This window comes from Neorhizobium descurainiae (assembly GCF_051400715.1).
Classification (GTDB): Bacteria; Pseudomonadota; Alphaproteobacteria; order Rhizobiales; family Rhizobiaceae; genus Neorhizobium.
On sequence record NZ_JBLFFK010000023.1, the window covers coordinates 45,654 to 59,393 of the forward strand.

At 62.4% G+C, this 13,740-nt stretch carries 16 protein-coding genes; 11 read left to right on the forward strand and 5 right to left on the reverse strand.

From position 1 onward, the window contains the following. Positions 1-41 precede the first annotated feature (41 nt). The 3 genes from folE (at position 42) to ACMGE0_RS27790 (ending at position 2,198) form a co-directional block, all read left to right on the forward strand. Positions 42-656, forward strand: a complete 615-nt coding sequence (folE, locus tag ACMGE0_RS27780; protein WP_436819120.1) for a GTP cyclohydrolase I FolE — start codon at positions 42-44, stop codon at positions 654-656. 16 nt (positions 657-672) lie between these two features. After that, positions 673-1,134 (forward strand): phosphoribosyl-AMP cyclohydrolase, encoded by a 462-nt coding sequence (gene hisI, locus ACMGE0_RS27785; RefSeq protein ID WP_436819121.1) that lies wholly within the window; start codon positions 673-675, stop codon positions 1,132-1,134. 107 nt (positions 1,135-1,241) lie between these two features. Continuing rightward, a complete protein-coding gene (locus tag ACMGE0_RS27790) occupies positions 1,242-2,198 on the forward strand; it encodes a patatin-like phospholipase family protein (protein ID WP_436819122.1) in 957 nt (318 codons plus the stop codon). A gap of 43 nt (positions 2,199-2,241) precedes the next feature. Here the strand turns inward: ACMGE0_RS27790 and ACMGE0_RS27795 are convergent, their stop codons facing one another. Further along, a complete protein-coding gene (locus ACMGE0_RS27795) occupies positions 2,242-2,676 on the reverse strand; it encodes a CBS domain-containing protein (protein ID WP_436819123.1) in 435 nt (144 codons plus the stop codon). Positions 2,677-2,793: 117 nt separating this feature from the next. Next, positions 2,794-3,552, reverse strand: a complete 759-nt coding sequence (locus tag ACMGE0_RS27800; RefSeq protein WP_436819124.1) for a rhomboid family intramembrane serine protease — start codon at positions 3,550-3,552, stop codon at positions 2,794-2,796. A gap of 223 nt (positions 3,553-3,775) precedes the next feature. Here ACMGE0_RS27800 and ACMGE0_RS27805 point away from each other — a divergent pair, with 223 nt between their 5' ends. The 3 genes from ACMGE0_RS27805 (at position 3,776) to ACMGE0_RS27815 (ending at position 6,200) form a co-directional block, all read left to right on the forward strand. Beyond that, positions 3,776-4,360: a PAS domain-containing protein gene (locus tag ACMGE0_RS27805; protein ID WP_436819125.1), complete on the forward strand. Its 585-nt coding sequence runs from the start codon at positions 3,776-3,778 to the stop codon at positions 4,358-4,360. Positions 4,361-4,463: 103 nt separating this feature from the next. Then, positions 4,464-5,075 carry a PilZ domain-containing protein gene (locus ACMGE0_RS27810; RefSeq protein ID WP_436819126.1) on the forward strand — a complete coding sequence of 204 codons (612 nt, stop codon included), beginning with the start codon at positions 4,464-4,466 and terminating at the stop codon, positions 5,073-5,075. Between the two features lie 558 nt (positions 5,076-5,633). Next, entirely contained in the window at positions 5,634-6,200 is a 567-nt protein-coding gene (locus ACMGE0_RS27815) for a transglutaminase-like cysteine peptidase (RefSeq protein ID WP_436819183.1), read from the forward strand. Between the two features lie 43 nt (positions 6,201-6,243). Here the strand turns inward: ACMGE0_RS27815 and ACMGE0_RS27820 are convergent, their stop codons facing one another. Continuing rightward, positions 6,244-6,609: a VOC family protein gene (locus ACMGE0_RS27820; protein ID WP_436819127.1), complete on the reverse strand. Its 366-nt coding sequence runs from the start codon at positions 6,607-6,609 to the stop codon at positions 6,244-6,246. Positions 6,610-6,771: 162 nt separating this feature from the next. Between ACMGE0_RS27820 and ACMGE0_RS27825 the strand changes: the two genes are divergently transcribed. The 3 genes from ACMGE0_RS27825 (at position 6,772) to ACMGE0_RS27835 (ending at position 9,570) form a co-directional block, all read left to right on the forward strand. Then, the gene (locus tag ACMGE0_RS27825) at positions 6,772-7,506 is read left to right on the forward strand and encodes a hypothetical protein (protein WP_436819128.1); all 735 of its coding nucleotides are present in this window, start codon (positions 6,772-6,774) and stop codon (positions 7,504-7,506) included. Between the two features lie 154 nt (positions 7,507-7,660). After that, positions 7,661-9,214, forward strand: coding sequence for an SPOR domain-containing protein (locus ACMGE0_RS27830; RefSeq protein WP_436819129.1), 1,554 nt, complete (start codon positions 7,661-7,663; stop codon positions 9,212-9,214). 86 nt (positions 9,215-9,300) lie between these two features. Continuing rightward, on the forward strand, positions 9,301-9,570 hold the full coding sequence (locus tag ACMGE0_RS27835; protein ID WP_436819130.1) for a hypothetical protein: 270 nt from the start codon (positions 9,301-9,303) through the stop codon (positions 9,568-9,570). On the opposite strand, the gene ACMGE0_RS27840 is transcribed toward ACMGE0_RS27835, so the two are convergent. After that, a complete protein-coding gene (locus ACMGE0_RS27840) occupies positions 9,571-10,008 on the reverse strand; it encodes a DUF1489 family protein (RefSeq protein ID WP_436819131.1) in 438 nt (145 codons plus the stop codon). It abuts the gene before it with no gap. A gap of 73 nt (positions 10,009-10,081) precedes the next feature. Further along, complete coding sequence (locus tag ACMGE0_RS27845; RefSeq protein WP_436819132.1) at positions 10,082-11,482, reverse strand: L-serine ammonia-lyase; 1,401 nt, start codon at positions 11,480-11,482, stop codon at positions 10,082-10,084. 515 nt (positions 11,483-11,997) lie between these two features. Between ACMGE0_RS27845 and ACMGE0_RS27850 the strand changes: the two genes are divergently transcribed. Together ACMGE0_RS27850 and ACMGE0_RS27855 are read left to right on the forward strand one after the other, a co-directional pair. Further along, positions 11,998-12,696, forward strand: a complete 699-nt coding sequence (locus ACMGE0_RS27850) for a DUF599 domain-containing protein (protein WP_436819133.1) — start codon at positions 11,998-12,000, stop codon at positions 12,694-12,696. 36 nt (positions 12,697-12,732) lie between these two features. Beyond that, positions 12,733-13,737, forward strand: coding sequence for an acetyltransferase domain-containing protein (locus ACMGE0_RS27855; protein ID WP_436819184.1), 1,005 nt, complete (start codon positions 12,733-12,735; stop codon positions 13,735-13,737). The last annotated feature ends 3 nt before the right edge of the window (positions 13,738-13,740 follow it).

Genomic DNA, 13,740 nt, shown 5'->3' on the forward strand with positions numbered 1-13,740 from the left:
GCCAGTCGGATGCGGCCTTGAACCGCATCGGGAGACGATAGATGGATGCCATTGTGAAGAATTTCCCGGCTTCTAAGGAGAAGCAGGCCCGCCCCACACTGCAGGAGGCCGAGGAAGCCGTCCGCGTCCTGCTCCGTTGGGCAGGCGACGATCCGGCCCGCGAAGGCCTGCTCGACACGCCGAAGCGTGTCGCCGCGGCCTACCGCGAACTGTTCGCCGGTTACGAGCAGTCGCCGGAAGAGGTCCTCGGCCGCACCTTCGAGGAAGTTTCGGGTTACGACGATATCGTGCTGGTGCGCGAGATCCCGTTCTTCTCCCATTGCGAACACCACATGCTGCCGATCATCGGCAAGGCGCATGTCGCCTATCTGCCGAAAGGCCGCGTTCTGGGACTTTCCAAGATCGCCCGCGTCGTGGAAATCTTCGGCCGCCGCCTGCAGACCCAGGAAAACCTGACGGCGCAGATCGCCAACGCCATCGAGGAAACCTTGAAGCCCCGCGGCGTCGCCGTGATGATCGAGGCGGAGCACATGTGCATGGAAATGCGCGGCGTGCAGAAGCAGGGTTCGCAGACGATGACGACGACGTTTTCCGGCGAATTCAAGACGAATGCCGCCGAACAGGCCCGTTTCTTCACGCTCGTCCGCAACCGCTGACCGGCGGAGTTTTTAAATGCCACTCGACTTTGAAAAGCCCTCCGCCGACAAGGCGGAACTGGAGGGTGCGGGCGCCTTCACGCCCCGCTTCGATGTAAACGGATTGGTCACCGCCGTCGTCACGGATATTCGCGACGGCGAGCTTCTGATGGTGGCGCATATGGACGCCGAGGCCTTGGCGCTCACGATCGAGACCGGCATCGCCCACTATTACAGCCGTTCGCGCCGCAAGATCTGGAAGAAGGGCGAAACGTCGGGCAATCTCCAGACCGTGCACGAGCTGCGCACCGATTGCGATCAGGATGCCGTCTGGCTGAAGGTTTCCGTCGCCGGACACGACGCCGCCTGCCATACCGGCCGCCGCTCCTGTTTTTATCGGATCGTAAGAAAACGTGACAGCGGCGCTGTCCTTGAAATCACCGATCACGAGCGCCATTTCGATCCGGAAGCCGTCTATTCGGACGGGGGAACCAAGTAAGAACTGCCCCGTTTTTCGACACGCAAGCGTCGGATAAACGATTTCGAAACCTGTCGGTGGCTTAATCTGCAGACTCGGGGGTTGTTCAGCTTTGGAGGTTTTTGTCGATGCTGAACTGGAGTTGGAATCGTCGTGATCCGCAGGCGGCGCCTGCTGAGGCCGGCGGAACGCAAGTCCTGGCACCCCTCCCTCCGCAGATTATCGAAGCCCCCCGCAAAGCAAAGCTCGCCCTCGCCCTTGGCGGCGGCGCGGCGCGCGGCTGGGCCCATATCGGCGTGCTCCGTGCGCTGGACGAAGCCGGCATCGAGGTCGGCATGATCGCCGGCACGTCGATCGGCGCCCTTGTCGGCGGCTGCTATCTCGCCGGCAAGCTCGACGCGCTCGAAAGTTTCGCCCGCTCGCTCACCATGCGGCGCATCGCCGGCCTCCTGGATTTGACGATCGGCGGCGGCGGCCTTCTCGGGGGCATGCGGCTCACCAAGCGTATGCAGGAACATCTGGAAGGCCTGACGATCGAGGATCTCGACCGTCCCTTCGTCTCCGTCGCCACCGAACTCCATACGGGCCATGAGGTCTGGATTTCCAGCGGTTCGCTGATCACGGCCTTGCGCGCGTCCTACGCCCTGCCCGGCATTTTCGAACCGGTCAATTGCAACAACCGCACGCTGGTCGACGGTGCGCTCGTCAATCCCGTTCCGACCTCCGTCTGCCGCGCCTACGAGCAGCCGCTCGTCGTCGCGGTCAACCTGAACTACGACATTTTCGGCCGCTCGGCGGTGGTCAAGCACAATGCCAGCGTCCAGCCCGCCGATGATGGCCGCCGGAAGGAAGGAATGCATGTCGGGGTCACCGGCACGATGGTGCAGGCCTTCAACATCATCCAGGAGCGCATCTCGCGGGCCCGGCTTGCCGGCGATCCGCCGGATTTGGCGCTGCATCCGCGCCTGAGCGATATCGGCCTTTCGGAATTCCACCGCGCCGGCGAAGCGATCGACCGCGGCTATGAAGAGACCATGTCGCAGATCGCCGCGCTGAAACGCGTGCAGGAAGTTTTCGCCCGCTGATCTGGCGGGCGATTTTGCCTTTCGGCGAGGTTTCTTCGAACAATCAGCCGGCGATATAGGCCTTGATCTGTTCGGCCTCGAGTTCGATCTCGCGGATGCGCGACTTGACCACGTCGCCGATCGAAACGATGCCGGCAAGCTTTCCGTCCTTTTCGACCGGCACGTGGCGGAAGCGCCCGCCGCTCATCATGCCCATCAATTCGTCGACGGTCGTCTCTTCCTTGCAGCGTTGCACGCTTGTGGTCATGGCGGACTTGACCGGTTGGTCGAGCACGCCGTGACCCTTGCTCGCGATCGAGCGCACCAGGTCGCGTTCGGTAAAGATGCCGGCGATCCGGCCTTCCGCCCCTGTGATCACGACCGCACCGATCTTGTTCTGGTTCAGGATTGCGGCGACATCCAGCAGGGTCTTGTCCGGGTCTACGGTCACCACGTTGCGGCCCTTCGCATCGAGCATGTTCTTGACGATTATTGCCATGGCTCTCTCCTCGCAAACCAGCTTGGCTCGGGAGCCGTTCCTCTCCCAAGGTGCGGCTCCTTCGCGCAGGAATTGTTTCCTGCTCCTGTCGAAGGATAGGGCGAGGTCAAAAACAGATCAAGGTTGTGTAAGTGGCATGCGGCTTGGCGGCACGGGATCGAAGAAACCGAAAAGCAGGAAGCCGAACAGAAAGCCGCCGATATGGGCGTCCCAGGCGATCGGGCCCATATCCGCCCCGAACAGCGTCACGCCGAAGGCGATCAGCAGATTGCCGATGAACCACATCGCCGTGAAGATGACGACGGTGCGGTTCCTGAAGGATCCGAGAATGGATTGGCGCGGATAGAGATGGCCGTGGGTCCGGTCGTAGCCCCGGCGTGCCGGAAAGGCGAAGCGGCAGGCGGCCCCCATCAGGGCGGAGACCACGCCCGACGCGCCGATCAGCAGCGTCTCGTTGCCCCAGTTGATCAGGGCGTGGAAGAAGGCCGACGCAACGGCGGACAGGATCCAGAACATCACGTAACGGAAGGTCCCGATGCGCCTGACGACCGGCGCTCCGAAAGCCATCAGCCAGAGCGCGTTGAAGAGGAGGTGCTCTATGCTGCCGTGCAGGAGCGAATAGGTGACCGGGCTCCAGAGCCAGGCAAAACCCTGTTCCTCCAGCGGATAGGCGTAGCGCAGCGGCGCAAAGGCGAGATTCACGACGAAATAGGCCCGCGCGTCGTCGTCGAGCAGGTATTCCTGAATGACGTAGATGCCTGCAAGCAGGGCCAGCGTCACCACCAGGCTCTGCGGCAGGTTGAAGACCGGCTGAGAACGCCTGCTGTCGTCCTCCGTTTCCTGCTGTTGCTCAGCCTTGTCCGGCTCGTCGTCCATGCCTGTTCCTTTGCGTTTCCCACCCCTGTTCTGGAATGTTCCGACAGCCATATAGGAGTGGCCTGCCAAAGGAAAGCATCGCAGGATGGTGGTGAAACGGGCGTTTTGTGGTTGAGGATTTCTTAACCCTAAGCCACCGTCCATGGCACGGATTTCGCTGGAAACCGGGAAACGGTCGTGCATGAGGCGCGGCCTGCATCAAAATGTGACAGGTGATGGCGTAATGCGGAATCAGGCAAGCCGGAGAATTTTCGACTATTGGACCGATCTGAGGGGGAATCGTGCAGCTCCGCTGCGCACCGAAATCGATCCCGTAGCGCTACGCCATCTTCTTCCGCATCTCTTCATCGCGGCGGTCGATTCGGACGGCCTTCCGGCCTTCCGTCTGGCCGGCACGCGCATCTGCGATCTCTTCGGTCGCGAGTTCCGTGGCGCGGCCTTCGCCGAGGCATGGCTCGAAGGCGACCGCCCGCGCGCAATCGAGATCGTCCGCAGCGTGATCCATTACGAGCAGCCGGCACTTCTCGAAGTGGGCATGTCGGACGGCGATGGTCGCCGCGATTACGAGATGCTGCTGCTGCCGGTCCGCGCGGCGGAGGAAGCCGGAAGCGACCGTGTTCTCGGCGCCCTTCTGCCGCACGACACGCCGTTTCCGGCGACGCGGCTTCCCGTCTCGGGGCTTTCCCTGGAGAACTGGACCTTCCTCGACGGGCACGGAGCGTCTTTCGTGAGTGACCGCCCCGGCGTTGCCGAGATGCTGCGGCGTCTCCTGCCGGCCCGTTTCCTCCCTCAGAGCAAGGCATCCTGAAAAGGCCTCCCGGGAGGCTGCTTCCGTGGCGTTGCGAGAAATGTTTGTTAACTGCGATGCATTATCTCTTCAGCCGGATTTCTAAAGAGAAAAAGCTCTCTCGATGTATTCATTTCAGCCGGCTCAGCCTCCGTCGATGCAGACCATTTCCGCCCAGCGCACATTTCAGAGGGTCTCGGTCAATATTGCCGGCCGGCTGATGCTGGCAAGCCATGAGGAATTTCCCTGCACGGTGCTGGACATGTCTCCGGGCGATGTCACGTTCGCCTGCGCCGGACGCCCTGTCGTCGGTGAAAGGGTGATCGCCTATCTCGACCACATCGGGCGGCTGGAAGGCGCCGCGACCGGCCTGTCGAACAACGGCTTTGCAATGGCGATCGCCGCGACCGAGCGCAAGCGCGAAAAGCTCGCGGCCCAGCTCACCTGGATCGCCAACAAGCATGAACTCGGCCTGCCCGAGGACCGCCGTCACGACCGTCTGACGCCGCGCAACACCCGCTGCGAGATCGCTCTCGACGACGGCCGGCGTTATGCCTGCCGCATCATGGACCTTTCGCTTTCCGGCGCCGCGATCGATATCGACATCCGTCCGGCGATCGGCACCTCCGTCCGTCTGGGCAACATGCGCGGCCGCGTCGTGCGACACTTCATGGAAGGCGTCGCGATCGAGTTCAACTCGGTTCAGTCGCGCGAAGCGCTGACGGAATTCCTTTAAGATCGCTCTTCCCTGCTCGGTGCTTTTCGCCTTCTTAAGGCCTCCTGTTTGCTGCCGTTTCAATGCCGGACGGTCCCCCGTCCTGTATCAAAACGAACTTTTTTCGAAAAAATTTGTCCCCTTTCGGCACTTTTTTCTGAGAGCAAAATCGCCCCGAACCCGGCGTCTTGGGCCCTTTCGCAGGCGTGCTGAGGCTCGCTTTTCCGGAATGACCGTTGCCGGATACAGCCATGACAGAGCATTTGCCGGTCCTCCGGGCCGGTTTGGTCCGCCTCTGAAAGCATTTTATTTCCAAAGAGATAGAAGAAATTCTCCACTCCCGCCTGCCGGGAATAGTCTGCATTTTATGAAAATTAGGCTCGAATTAGGCTCGATTTTGACGAAAATTCAAAGCGTATTCTAGCTGCTTTTTAGGCAAATTGAATTCAAATAAGATATTGATTTTACTGCGAGATTTTGCGGTCGCTCAAGCCCTCCATGGCACAGTTCTTCCCATAACGGGGAGACAAGAAAATGAACTGCCTCAAGGGACTGGGCCTCGCCGCCGTCACCGCCGTCATGGCGATCTTTTCCGCCGGACACGCCTTCGCCATGCCGCCCGGCGCCATGCGCGTCATCGGCCAGGCCAATCCGCCGCTCGGCCATTACGAGTTCTGCAAGACCTATGTGAGCGAATGCGCCGCGACCTATAAGGATGCGGGTCCGATGACGCTGACGGAAGACAAGTGGCGGACGCTGCTGGACGTCAACTACACCGTCAATTCCTCGATTACCCCCATGACCGATCAGGAAATTTACGGTGTCGAGGAGCGCTGGGCCTATCCCCGCACCGTCGGCGATTGCGAAGACTTCGTTCTTCTGAAGCGCAAGATGCTGATCAAGAAGGGCTTTGATCCGTCGGATCTGCTCATCACCGTCGTGCTGCAGCCGAACGGCGAAGGCCATGCGGTGCTGACCGTGCGCACCGACCGCGGCGATTTCGTGCTCGACAACATGCGCAACAAGGTCATGCTCTGGGCGGATACGGAATATACCTATCTGAAGCGCCAGGCGAGCGACAATCCGGCCCGCTGGGTCAAGCTTCAGGACGGTCGCGCGACCGCCGTCGGCTCCGTCGGCCAATAACTCCCAAAGGAGCGGAACCGGTTGCCCGCGATCGGTCCCGTTCCTAGGATGCCGGGCTGCACATCTGCAGGCGGTTGCCGAAGGGGTCATGGAAGCTTGCGAATACCACGTGGCCGTCGAAGACGACCGGTTCCCCGCATGCCACGCCCCGGCATCGAAGCTCATCGACCGCCGCATGGCAATCCTTGACGTTGAGGACCACCGTCGTTCCCGTCGACGGCTCCCAACCCAGGCCTGCCAGCGTCAATGCGAGATTGCCGCCGCCGCCCGTGGAGAACTCGATCCAGCCGGCGTCCGGCAGATCGTAGAGCGGTTCGCCGAGGCCGAGCGTATCGCGGTAGAAGAGCCGCGCCCGCTCGAGATCGGTGACGGAAATCGATACCACGTTGATTCCATCGAAAAGCTGCACCTCATCCTCCTGCGCAGCCGGCCGTCGGGTCAGCCTTGTTTACGGAGCGTTAACGATAACCCGCCAAATTGCCGCTTATCGCCCGCCCGCGTTCCGTATCCCGTTCCTGTTCCTTTTCGGTGCACGGCGAACTCCCGAGAGTAAGAACATGGAGCGCTCGTCATGGCAGGTCCAGCCCCCGTCCCGTCGGTAGCCGATGAGGCGCCGCTGATCTCCAGCCGGTTCCTCTACCGGCTGACGGCGATCGTCGCCGTGCTCGTCGCGCTCACCGTCGCGATCGGCATCGGCGGCCACTGGTTTGGGCAGCGCATCGCGCTCGCGGGGCATACGGAGGGCACCGAGGAATTGCTGATCCGGATCGGCCAGGACGAGCTCAGCCTCCCGGCCAATACGATCCGCTTCCGCGACCAGCGCCGAAGCGGCGTCGCCGAACGCGTCGATCTTTATCTCACCTGGCCGGAGCTCAAGGGCTACAGTGCCGATCTGCGCCCAAGGTTCGACGATATCGCGCAATCCTCCGCGTTGATTTTCCTGCAACTTTCGCAAAGCACGATGTCGCGGGACATGTCCGGCCGTCTGGACCCCATCTATTCCAAACTCTTCGACGGCGAGCCGCAACCGGTGAATTTCGGGCTGACGCTCCATAGGCTGCGCTCCGATTCCGGTTACGGTAACGAGATCGTGTTGAGCGCCCGGCGCCCCGGCGCTCCGGACTACGTCGTGCGCTGCCTTCTTCCCGGTTCCGGCGAGAATCCGACCAGCGGCGATTGCCAGCGCGATATTCACATCGGCCAGGACCTTACCGTGCTCTACCGCTTTTCCAGCGCGCTTTTGAAGGATTGGCAACATATTGATGCCGCAGTTCGGCTTTTTGTCGAAACCCGGCTGGCGAAATAGCCGCCACGGACGGGTCGGGTTGATGTCTAAGCTGATGCTTAAAATGCAGCATATCCAAGCAAGCTGCTGTTCATCATAAACCTCTTGGTAACGCTATTCCCCTAGTTTTGGGACTGCGGCCGTGACGGGGGCGCGTCCGGGCGTGGTAAATGTGATGCAAGCGATGAGTGCGGCAGTGTCGAAAACAATGTTCTCCGCCTCCTTTTCCAAGGATGGCGCAACGGTTCCGGGACGTTTTCTCGGTTATCTCTTCACCCTGGTTCTGGCGGTTTCCATCTTCTCGGCGCCTGCTGAGGCTGCCCCGAAATACGCCGGCATCGTGGTCGATGCCAAGACGGGCAAGGTCCTCTATGGCGAGGATGCGGACGGCCTGCGTTATCCTGCGTCGCTTACCAAGATGATGACGCTCTATCTCACCTTCGAGGCGCTTGAGGCGGGCCGTATCGGTCTCGACACGAAGGTGCCGGTATCCGGCAACGCCGCTGCCGAGCCGCCTTCGAAGCTCGGCGTCCGCGCCGGCGGCTCCGTGACGGTCGATCAGGCGATTCGCGCGCTCGTCACCCGTTCCGCCAACGATATCGCCACCGCGCTCGGCGAGTTCCTCGGCGGCTCGGAGGATCGTTTCGCTCAGATGATGACCCGCAAGGCCCGGGCGCTCGGCATGACGCGGACCACCTACCGCAACGCGCACGGCCTGCCCAACACCGCTCAGATGACCACGGCCCGCGACCAGGCCCGGCTCGGCATGGCGCTGCGTCAGCACTTTCCGCAGTATTATGGCTATTTCGCCATCCGCAGCTTCAATTTCGGCAAGCAGGTGATCGGCAATCACAATCGCCTGGTCGGCAATGTGAAGGGCGTCGACGGCATCAAGACCGGCTATACCCGCGCCGCCGGCAGCAACCTCGCGACCTCTGCCGAGCTCGATGGCCGTTCGATCGTCGCGATCGTGCTCGGCGGACGCTCCAGCGCCGCCCGCGACGCTACGATGCGCAAACTCGTCGCCGACTACCTGCCGAAGGCTTCGCGCGGCGGCAACAGCAATCTGATCGCCCAGGCTCCTGCTACTGCAGCGCCCGTTCCCGCAGCGCCGGTCAGGTCCGCTCCGGCTGTCTCGGCAGCGCAGTCCGATGCGCGCCAGATGGCGGCCCTCGACCTGCCGAACAGCGGCCCCATGCCGGGCGCGCGCTATGGCGAACAGCCGGCCGCTGCGACCGCCCCGGCAGTCGCTTCTGCCTATGCCGCCGAGCCGGCTCAGAAGAAGGTCATCACCCAGGCCATGAGCACGGCGATGGCCGGTGTCGCGGCTGTGCCGACCCCTGCGCCCGAATACATTCCGGAACGCACGGAAAATGTCGTTGCTCACCGCACCGGCAGGTCGACGGTCGATGACGTCACCACGGCCTCGACCAGGGCGTCGGTCAGCACGGAACGCCCGGCTGCCGCCGCCTCGACGATGCCGAGCGGCTGGGTGATCCAGATCGGCGTCTCGCCCAACCCGAAAATGGCTCAGGATCTCCTGCAGAATGCGCAGGATAAGGGCGGCAAGGTATTGCGTTCCGCCAAACCCTTCACCGTCGCCTTCAACAACAATGGCGAACAGATTTACCGCGCCCGTTTCGGCGGCTTCGACGACCAGAAGAAGGCGGTGGATGCCTGCAACATTCTCAAGAAGAAGGGCATCAGCTGCTGGGCCTCGCTCCAGTGAGCGGCGGGAACGCTCGACAGGAAAATTTCTGCGCCGGCTCGCCGGCGCAGTGGAATCTCGAAAGTAACGCGTAGACGGGGTTTCCGATGGCAATGAACGAAAACAGTGTGGAATTCGCCTTAAGGACCATGCCGAAAAGCAGGGCCAGGGGCGTTGCCCTCAATCCGCTTCACGAGGCGGCCATGCGGCTCGCCGGTCTGGGGCTCAGCCGTTCCAAGGAAAAGACGCGCGATCTGGTCGCCATGCTGCTCAGCCACGGCGCGCGTGCCTGGCGCCATTCCCAGCCGGAGGCGCATATCCACCTGCATATCGGCATCCGTTCCGGCCGCGCGCCGATCCGCCTCAAGCTGCGCTGACTATAAGAGCCCGAGTTCGGCGAGTTCGCGTCGAAGCTCTTCCGGCAGCGCCGCAACGCCCTCGCCGAGCTTGCCGAGGTCGCGCGGCGTCTCCTCGTCCTTCAGGTAGCGCCATCCCTGAAACGGCCGTTTCGGCTGCGGCGCGGTCTCGACGACTTCCGGTCCGAGGATCAGATGGCAGCGCTGAATCCCGTCGCCGCCCGTGAAAGTCTCGATGTTCAGAAGCTTCTGGCGCGCCAGCACCTGCCCTTTGATCACCCAGTAGAGGGAACCGTTTTCCAGAAGTTCGTCGACGCGCTTCGGCACCATGCGCGTGGTATGCGTGCTGTGCGGTTCGAGACCGGCGGCCATCGCGTTGAGCGAGCGCTCGGCCACCCAGTCCCTGAGGTCCTGGATCGAATCCGCGCCGACGCAGAGTTTGATCAGATGTAGAGCCATCTTCCGGTTCAAGACCCAATGGGGCCGCGCGTCAAGTCCTTGTGCCCCATCTCTCCACAGCGGCGGACTAAGGTCAGCATTCGACGACGTTGACGGCGAGGCCCCCGGTCGAGGTCTCCTTATACTTCTCGCTCATGTCGTTGCCGGTCTGGCGCATGGTCTCGATGCAGGCGTCGAGCGGTACGAAATGCGTGCCGTCGCCCTTGATGGCGAGCGAGGCGGCGGTGACGGCCTTGACCGCGCCGAGCGCGTTCCGCTCGATGCAGGGCACCTGCACGAGGCCTGCGATCGGGTCGCAGGTCATGCCGAGATGATGTTCGAGCGCGATCTCGGCGGCATTCTCGATCTGCTCCGGCGAACCGCCCATGACGGCCGCAAGCCCCGCCGCGGCCATGGCGGCAGCCGAGCCTACCTCGCCCTGACAGCCGACCTCGGCGCCGGAGATCGAGGCATTGTGCTTGATGATGCCGCCGACCGCCGCCGCCGTCAGCAGGAAGTTGCGGATGTCTTCCTCGGTCGCATCCTCGTGGAAATGCAGGTAGTAGCGGACCGTCGCCGGGATGACGCCGGCCGCCCCGTTGGTCGGCGCCGTGACCACGCGTCCGCCGCCGGCATTCTCCTCGTTGACGGCCATGGCATAGACGGAGAGCCAGTCGTTGGCGAGCAGCGGGTTCAGCCGGTTGCTGCGCCATTCCTCGTTGAGCTTGTCGTGAATCGCCTTTGCCCGGCGCTTCACCTTCAGCCCGCCGGGCATGATGCCGTCGACCTTCAGGCCGCGGTCGATGCAGCTCTTCATCGCTTCCCAGATGCGGTCGAGACCCGCATCCAGTTCGGCCGCGCTCATTCTGGTCTCTTCGTTCGCACGCTTCATCTGCGCGATCGTCAGGCCCGAGCCGCGCGACATGTCGAGCATCTGCTTGGCGGTCGAGAACGGATAGGGCACGCGGGCGTCGCCCGACGATTTCTTCGAGGTGCGCATGGCTTCGAGTTCGGTGTCCGTCACCACGAAGCCGCCCCCGATCGAATAATAGATGCGCTTCAAGAGCAGTCGTCCGTCCCGGTCGAAGGCGGAAAAGCTCATGCCGTTGGCATGGCCCGGCAGCGGCTGCTTCTTGTCGAAGATGAGGTCGGTCTTCGGCTGGAACTCATAAGCGGGATGGCCGGGCGGCGTGACGCGGCCGGTCCGCTCCACCTCATCGATGATCGCGTCCATCCTGTCGGGATCGACGCTTGCCGGCTCTTCTCCCATCAGGCCAAGGATCACCGCCCTGCCCGTCCCATGGCCGATCCCGGTAAAGGCGAGCGAGCCGTGCAGGCTCACCTTCAGCGCCGCGACATGCGCGCCCGTCGGCCGCGGCCATTCGGCGGAGAGGATCAGCGCCAGGAACCGGTTGGCGGCCGACATCGGTCCCATCGTGTGCGAGCTGGAAGGGCCGATACCGATCTTGAAAACGTCGAGGACGGACAGGAACATGGGAATCCGCAAGAACAATATGACGATGGCCAAGGCTATGTCATGCGGCCCACGGGTTCAGGCGGTTGCCCGACATCCGGTTTGATGGCCGCGACATGACCTTAAAATAGAAACGGCGCGGTACGAATACCACGCCGCAAGGATGAATTTCAGGAATTCGACCGCTAAAATCAGATGGCGCCAAAGAGATAGGCTAACGCCATGGCGCCGGCAAATCCCGCCAGCGCCTTGAAGGTGACGCTCCAGCAGGATTTCTGGGCAGTGCTTTCCATGTTGTCTCCGGGTTCTTGTCGCATGAAAAACGTCCATTCCGGACTGTCATGGCTAACGGTCTATTAAAATTCCGCGCTCTTCGCAATGCAAAAACGGCGGAACCGTGGCCTGGATCGCAAGCCGGCCATATTTGTTAACGTTCAGCCTGTGCCCGGGGTTCCTGCCGAGCCCGGAGGACTTGCCGCGGCAGCCGAAACAAAGCATGACGAAACGGACGTCGCCCCTTGAGTCCCGGTGAAGCCATGACGATCGCCGATTACATAGCGCTTGCCCTCTTCGCCCTGCTCTGGGCCGCCTACTCCTGGGTGACCGCAGGCTCGGGCGCACGCTTCTTTCCCCGCGCCAGCTTGAACCGGGCGATGGCGGAACGCCGTAGGCTGTGGATCTACAATTCGCTTCGCCGCGACCTGAAGATGATTGATACTCAGATTCTGGCCGGCTTGCAGAACGGCACCGCTTTCTTCGCCTCGACATCGATCTTCGCGATCGGCGGCTGTTTCGCCCTTCTCGGCGCGACGGACAAGGTCGAGGCCGTGTTCAGCAACCTGCCCATGGTCGCCTATGGCGGCCGCACGGCTTTCGAGATCAAGGTGGCCGGCCTCACTTTCCTCTTCGGCTACGCTTTCTTCAAGTTCGGCTGGTCCTACCGGCTCTTCAACTACTGCACCATCCTCTTCGGCGCCCTGCCGATGATGCACGACACGAATCTCGACCGCGCCGCCGCCGAACGGGCCGCCGATCAGGTCGTGCGGATGAACACCATCGCGGCCAAGCACTTCAACGCGGGCCTCAGGGCGCTCTTTCTGTCCGTCGGCTATCTCGGCTGGTTCGCCGGGCCCTATATGTTCATGGCGATGACCCTGTTCGTGATCTTCGTGCTCGCCCGCCGACAGTATTTTTCCGAGGCGCGGTTGGCGCTCATGGATCACGATGCCCCGTAATTCAGAAAGACCCCGGAAAGATTGCCAGAAAGACCAATTGTGACTGTAGCCGAAAATCAAAATCCCGCTTTGCGGACGCCTCGCATCGCCCTCATCGATACCCTGCGTGGTGTGGCGCTCATCGCCATGGCGACCTATCACTTCACCTGGGACCTGGAATTCTTCGGCTATCTCGATCCCGGCACGGCAACGCAGGGCTTCTTCCGCGTCTATGCCCGGTCGATCGCGAGCTCCTTCCTGTTTCTGGCGGGTGTCAGCCTGGTGCTGGCGCATGTCCCGAAAATCCGCTGGCATTCCTTCTGGAAGCGCTTCGCCATCGTCGCCGGCGCGGCCGCGGCGATCAGCATCACGACCTTCATCGGCTTCCGCAACGAGTGGATCTATTTCGGCATCCTGCACAATATCGCGCTGTCGAGCCTGGTCGGTCTTGCCTTCCTGCGCCTGCCCATCCTCGCGACCGGCGCGGTCGTTGTCCTGATCGCCGCCGCGATGGTCCTTGATTATGTCCTCGTGCCGGGAGCGCTGGATTCGGCGGTTTTCAACACCCGTTTCCTGAGCTGGCTCGGCTTTGCCGAAATCCCGCCGCGCTCCAACGACTACGTGCCGCTCTTTCCCTGGATTGCCGCCCTGCTGGCCGGCATCGCGGTCGCCAGGCTCGCGATCGCGCAAAACTGGCTGCCGCGGCTTGCCGCCCTCCAGACGAAACCGAACCTTCTCTCCAAGGCCGGCCGTCACAGCCTGATCATCTATCTCGTTCACCAGCCGGTGCTGATCGCGCTCGTCTATCTCTTCTCGCTTGTCTACCCCGCCCCGCCGCCGGACCCGCGCGCGAGCTACACCTTGAGCTGCGAGGCAGGCTGCAACGGGCAGACGAACGATCCGGGTCTGTGCAGGCGCTTCTGCAGCTGCACTGCCGACAGACTGATCGCCCAGTCGCTGATCATTCCCCTGCAAACCGGCACGATCGCGCCGCAGGACGACCGCGTGCAGGCGATCGCCGAGGAATGCTCGATCGGCGCGCAACTGTCCGATGGAAATTGACGG

Bases quoted from the DNA above. Each gene is read 5' to 3' on its own strand.
- ACMGE0_RS27815 (WP_436819183.1), top strand. From the start codon at position 5,634: ATGGCGATCTTTTCCGCCGGACACGCCTTCGCCATGCCGCCCGGCGCC.
- folE (WP_436819120.1), top strand. From the start codon at position 42: ATGGATGCCATTGTGAAGAATTTCCCGGCTTCTAAGGAGAAGCAGGCC.
- ACMGE0_RS27840 (WP_436819131.1), bottom strand. From the start codon at position 10,008: ATGGCTCTACATCTGATCAAACTCTGCGTCGGCGCGGATTCGATCCAG.
- hisI (WP_436819121.1), top strand. From the start codon at position 673: ATGCCACTCGACTTTGAAAAGCCCTCCGCCGACAAGGCGGAACTGGAG.
- ACMGE0_RS27850 (WP_436819133.1), top strand. From the start codon at position 11,998: ATGACGATCGCCGATTACATAGCGCTTGCCCTCTTCGCCCTGCTCTGG.
- ACMGE0_RS27810 (WP_436819126.1), top strand. From the start codon at position 4,464: ATGTATTCATTTCAGCCGGCTCAGCCTCCGTCGATGCAGACCATTTCC.
- ACMGE0_RS27845 (WP_436819132.1), bottom strand. From the start codon at position 11,482: ATGTTCCTGTCCGTCCTCGACGTTTTCAAGATCGGTATCGGCCCTTCC.
- ACMGE0_RS27805 (WP_436819125.1), top strand. From the start codon at position 3,776: ATGCGGAATCAGGCAAGCCGGAGAATTTTCGACTATTGGACCGATCTG.
- ACMGE0_RS27790 (WP_436819122.1), top strand. From the start codon at position 1,242: ATGCTGAACTGGAGTTGGAATCGTCGTGATCCGCAGGCGGCGCCTGCT.
- ACMGE0_RS27825 (WP_436819128.1), top strand. From the start codon at position 6,772: ATGGCAGGTCCAGCCCCCGTCCCGTCGGTAGCCGATGAGGCGCCGCTG.
- ACMGE0_RS27830 (WP_436819129.1), top strand. From the start codon at position 7,661: ATGCAAGCGATGAGTGCGGCAGTGTCGAAAACAATGTTCTCCGCCTCC.
- ACMGE0_RS27800 (WP_436819124.1), bottom strand. From the start codon at position 3,552: ATGGACGACGAGCCGGACAAGGCTGAGCAACAGCAGGAAACGGAGGAC.
- ACMGE0_RS27835 (WP_436819130.1), top strand. From the start codon at position 9,301: ATGGCAATGAACGAAAACAGTGTGGAATTCGCCTTAAGGACCATGCCG.
- ACMGE0_RS27795 (WP_436819123.1), bottom strand. From the start codon at position 2,676: ATGGCAATAATCGTCAAGAACATGCTCGATGCGAAGGGCCGCAACGTG.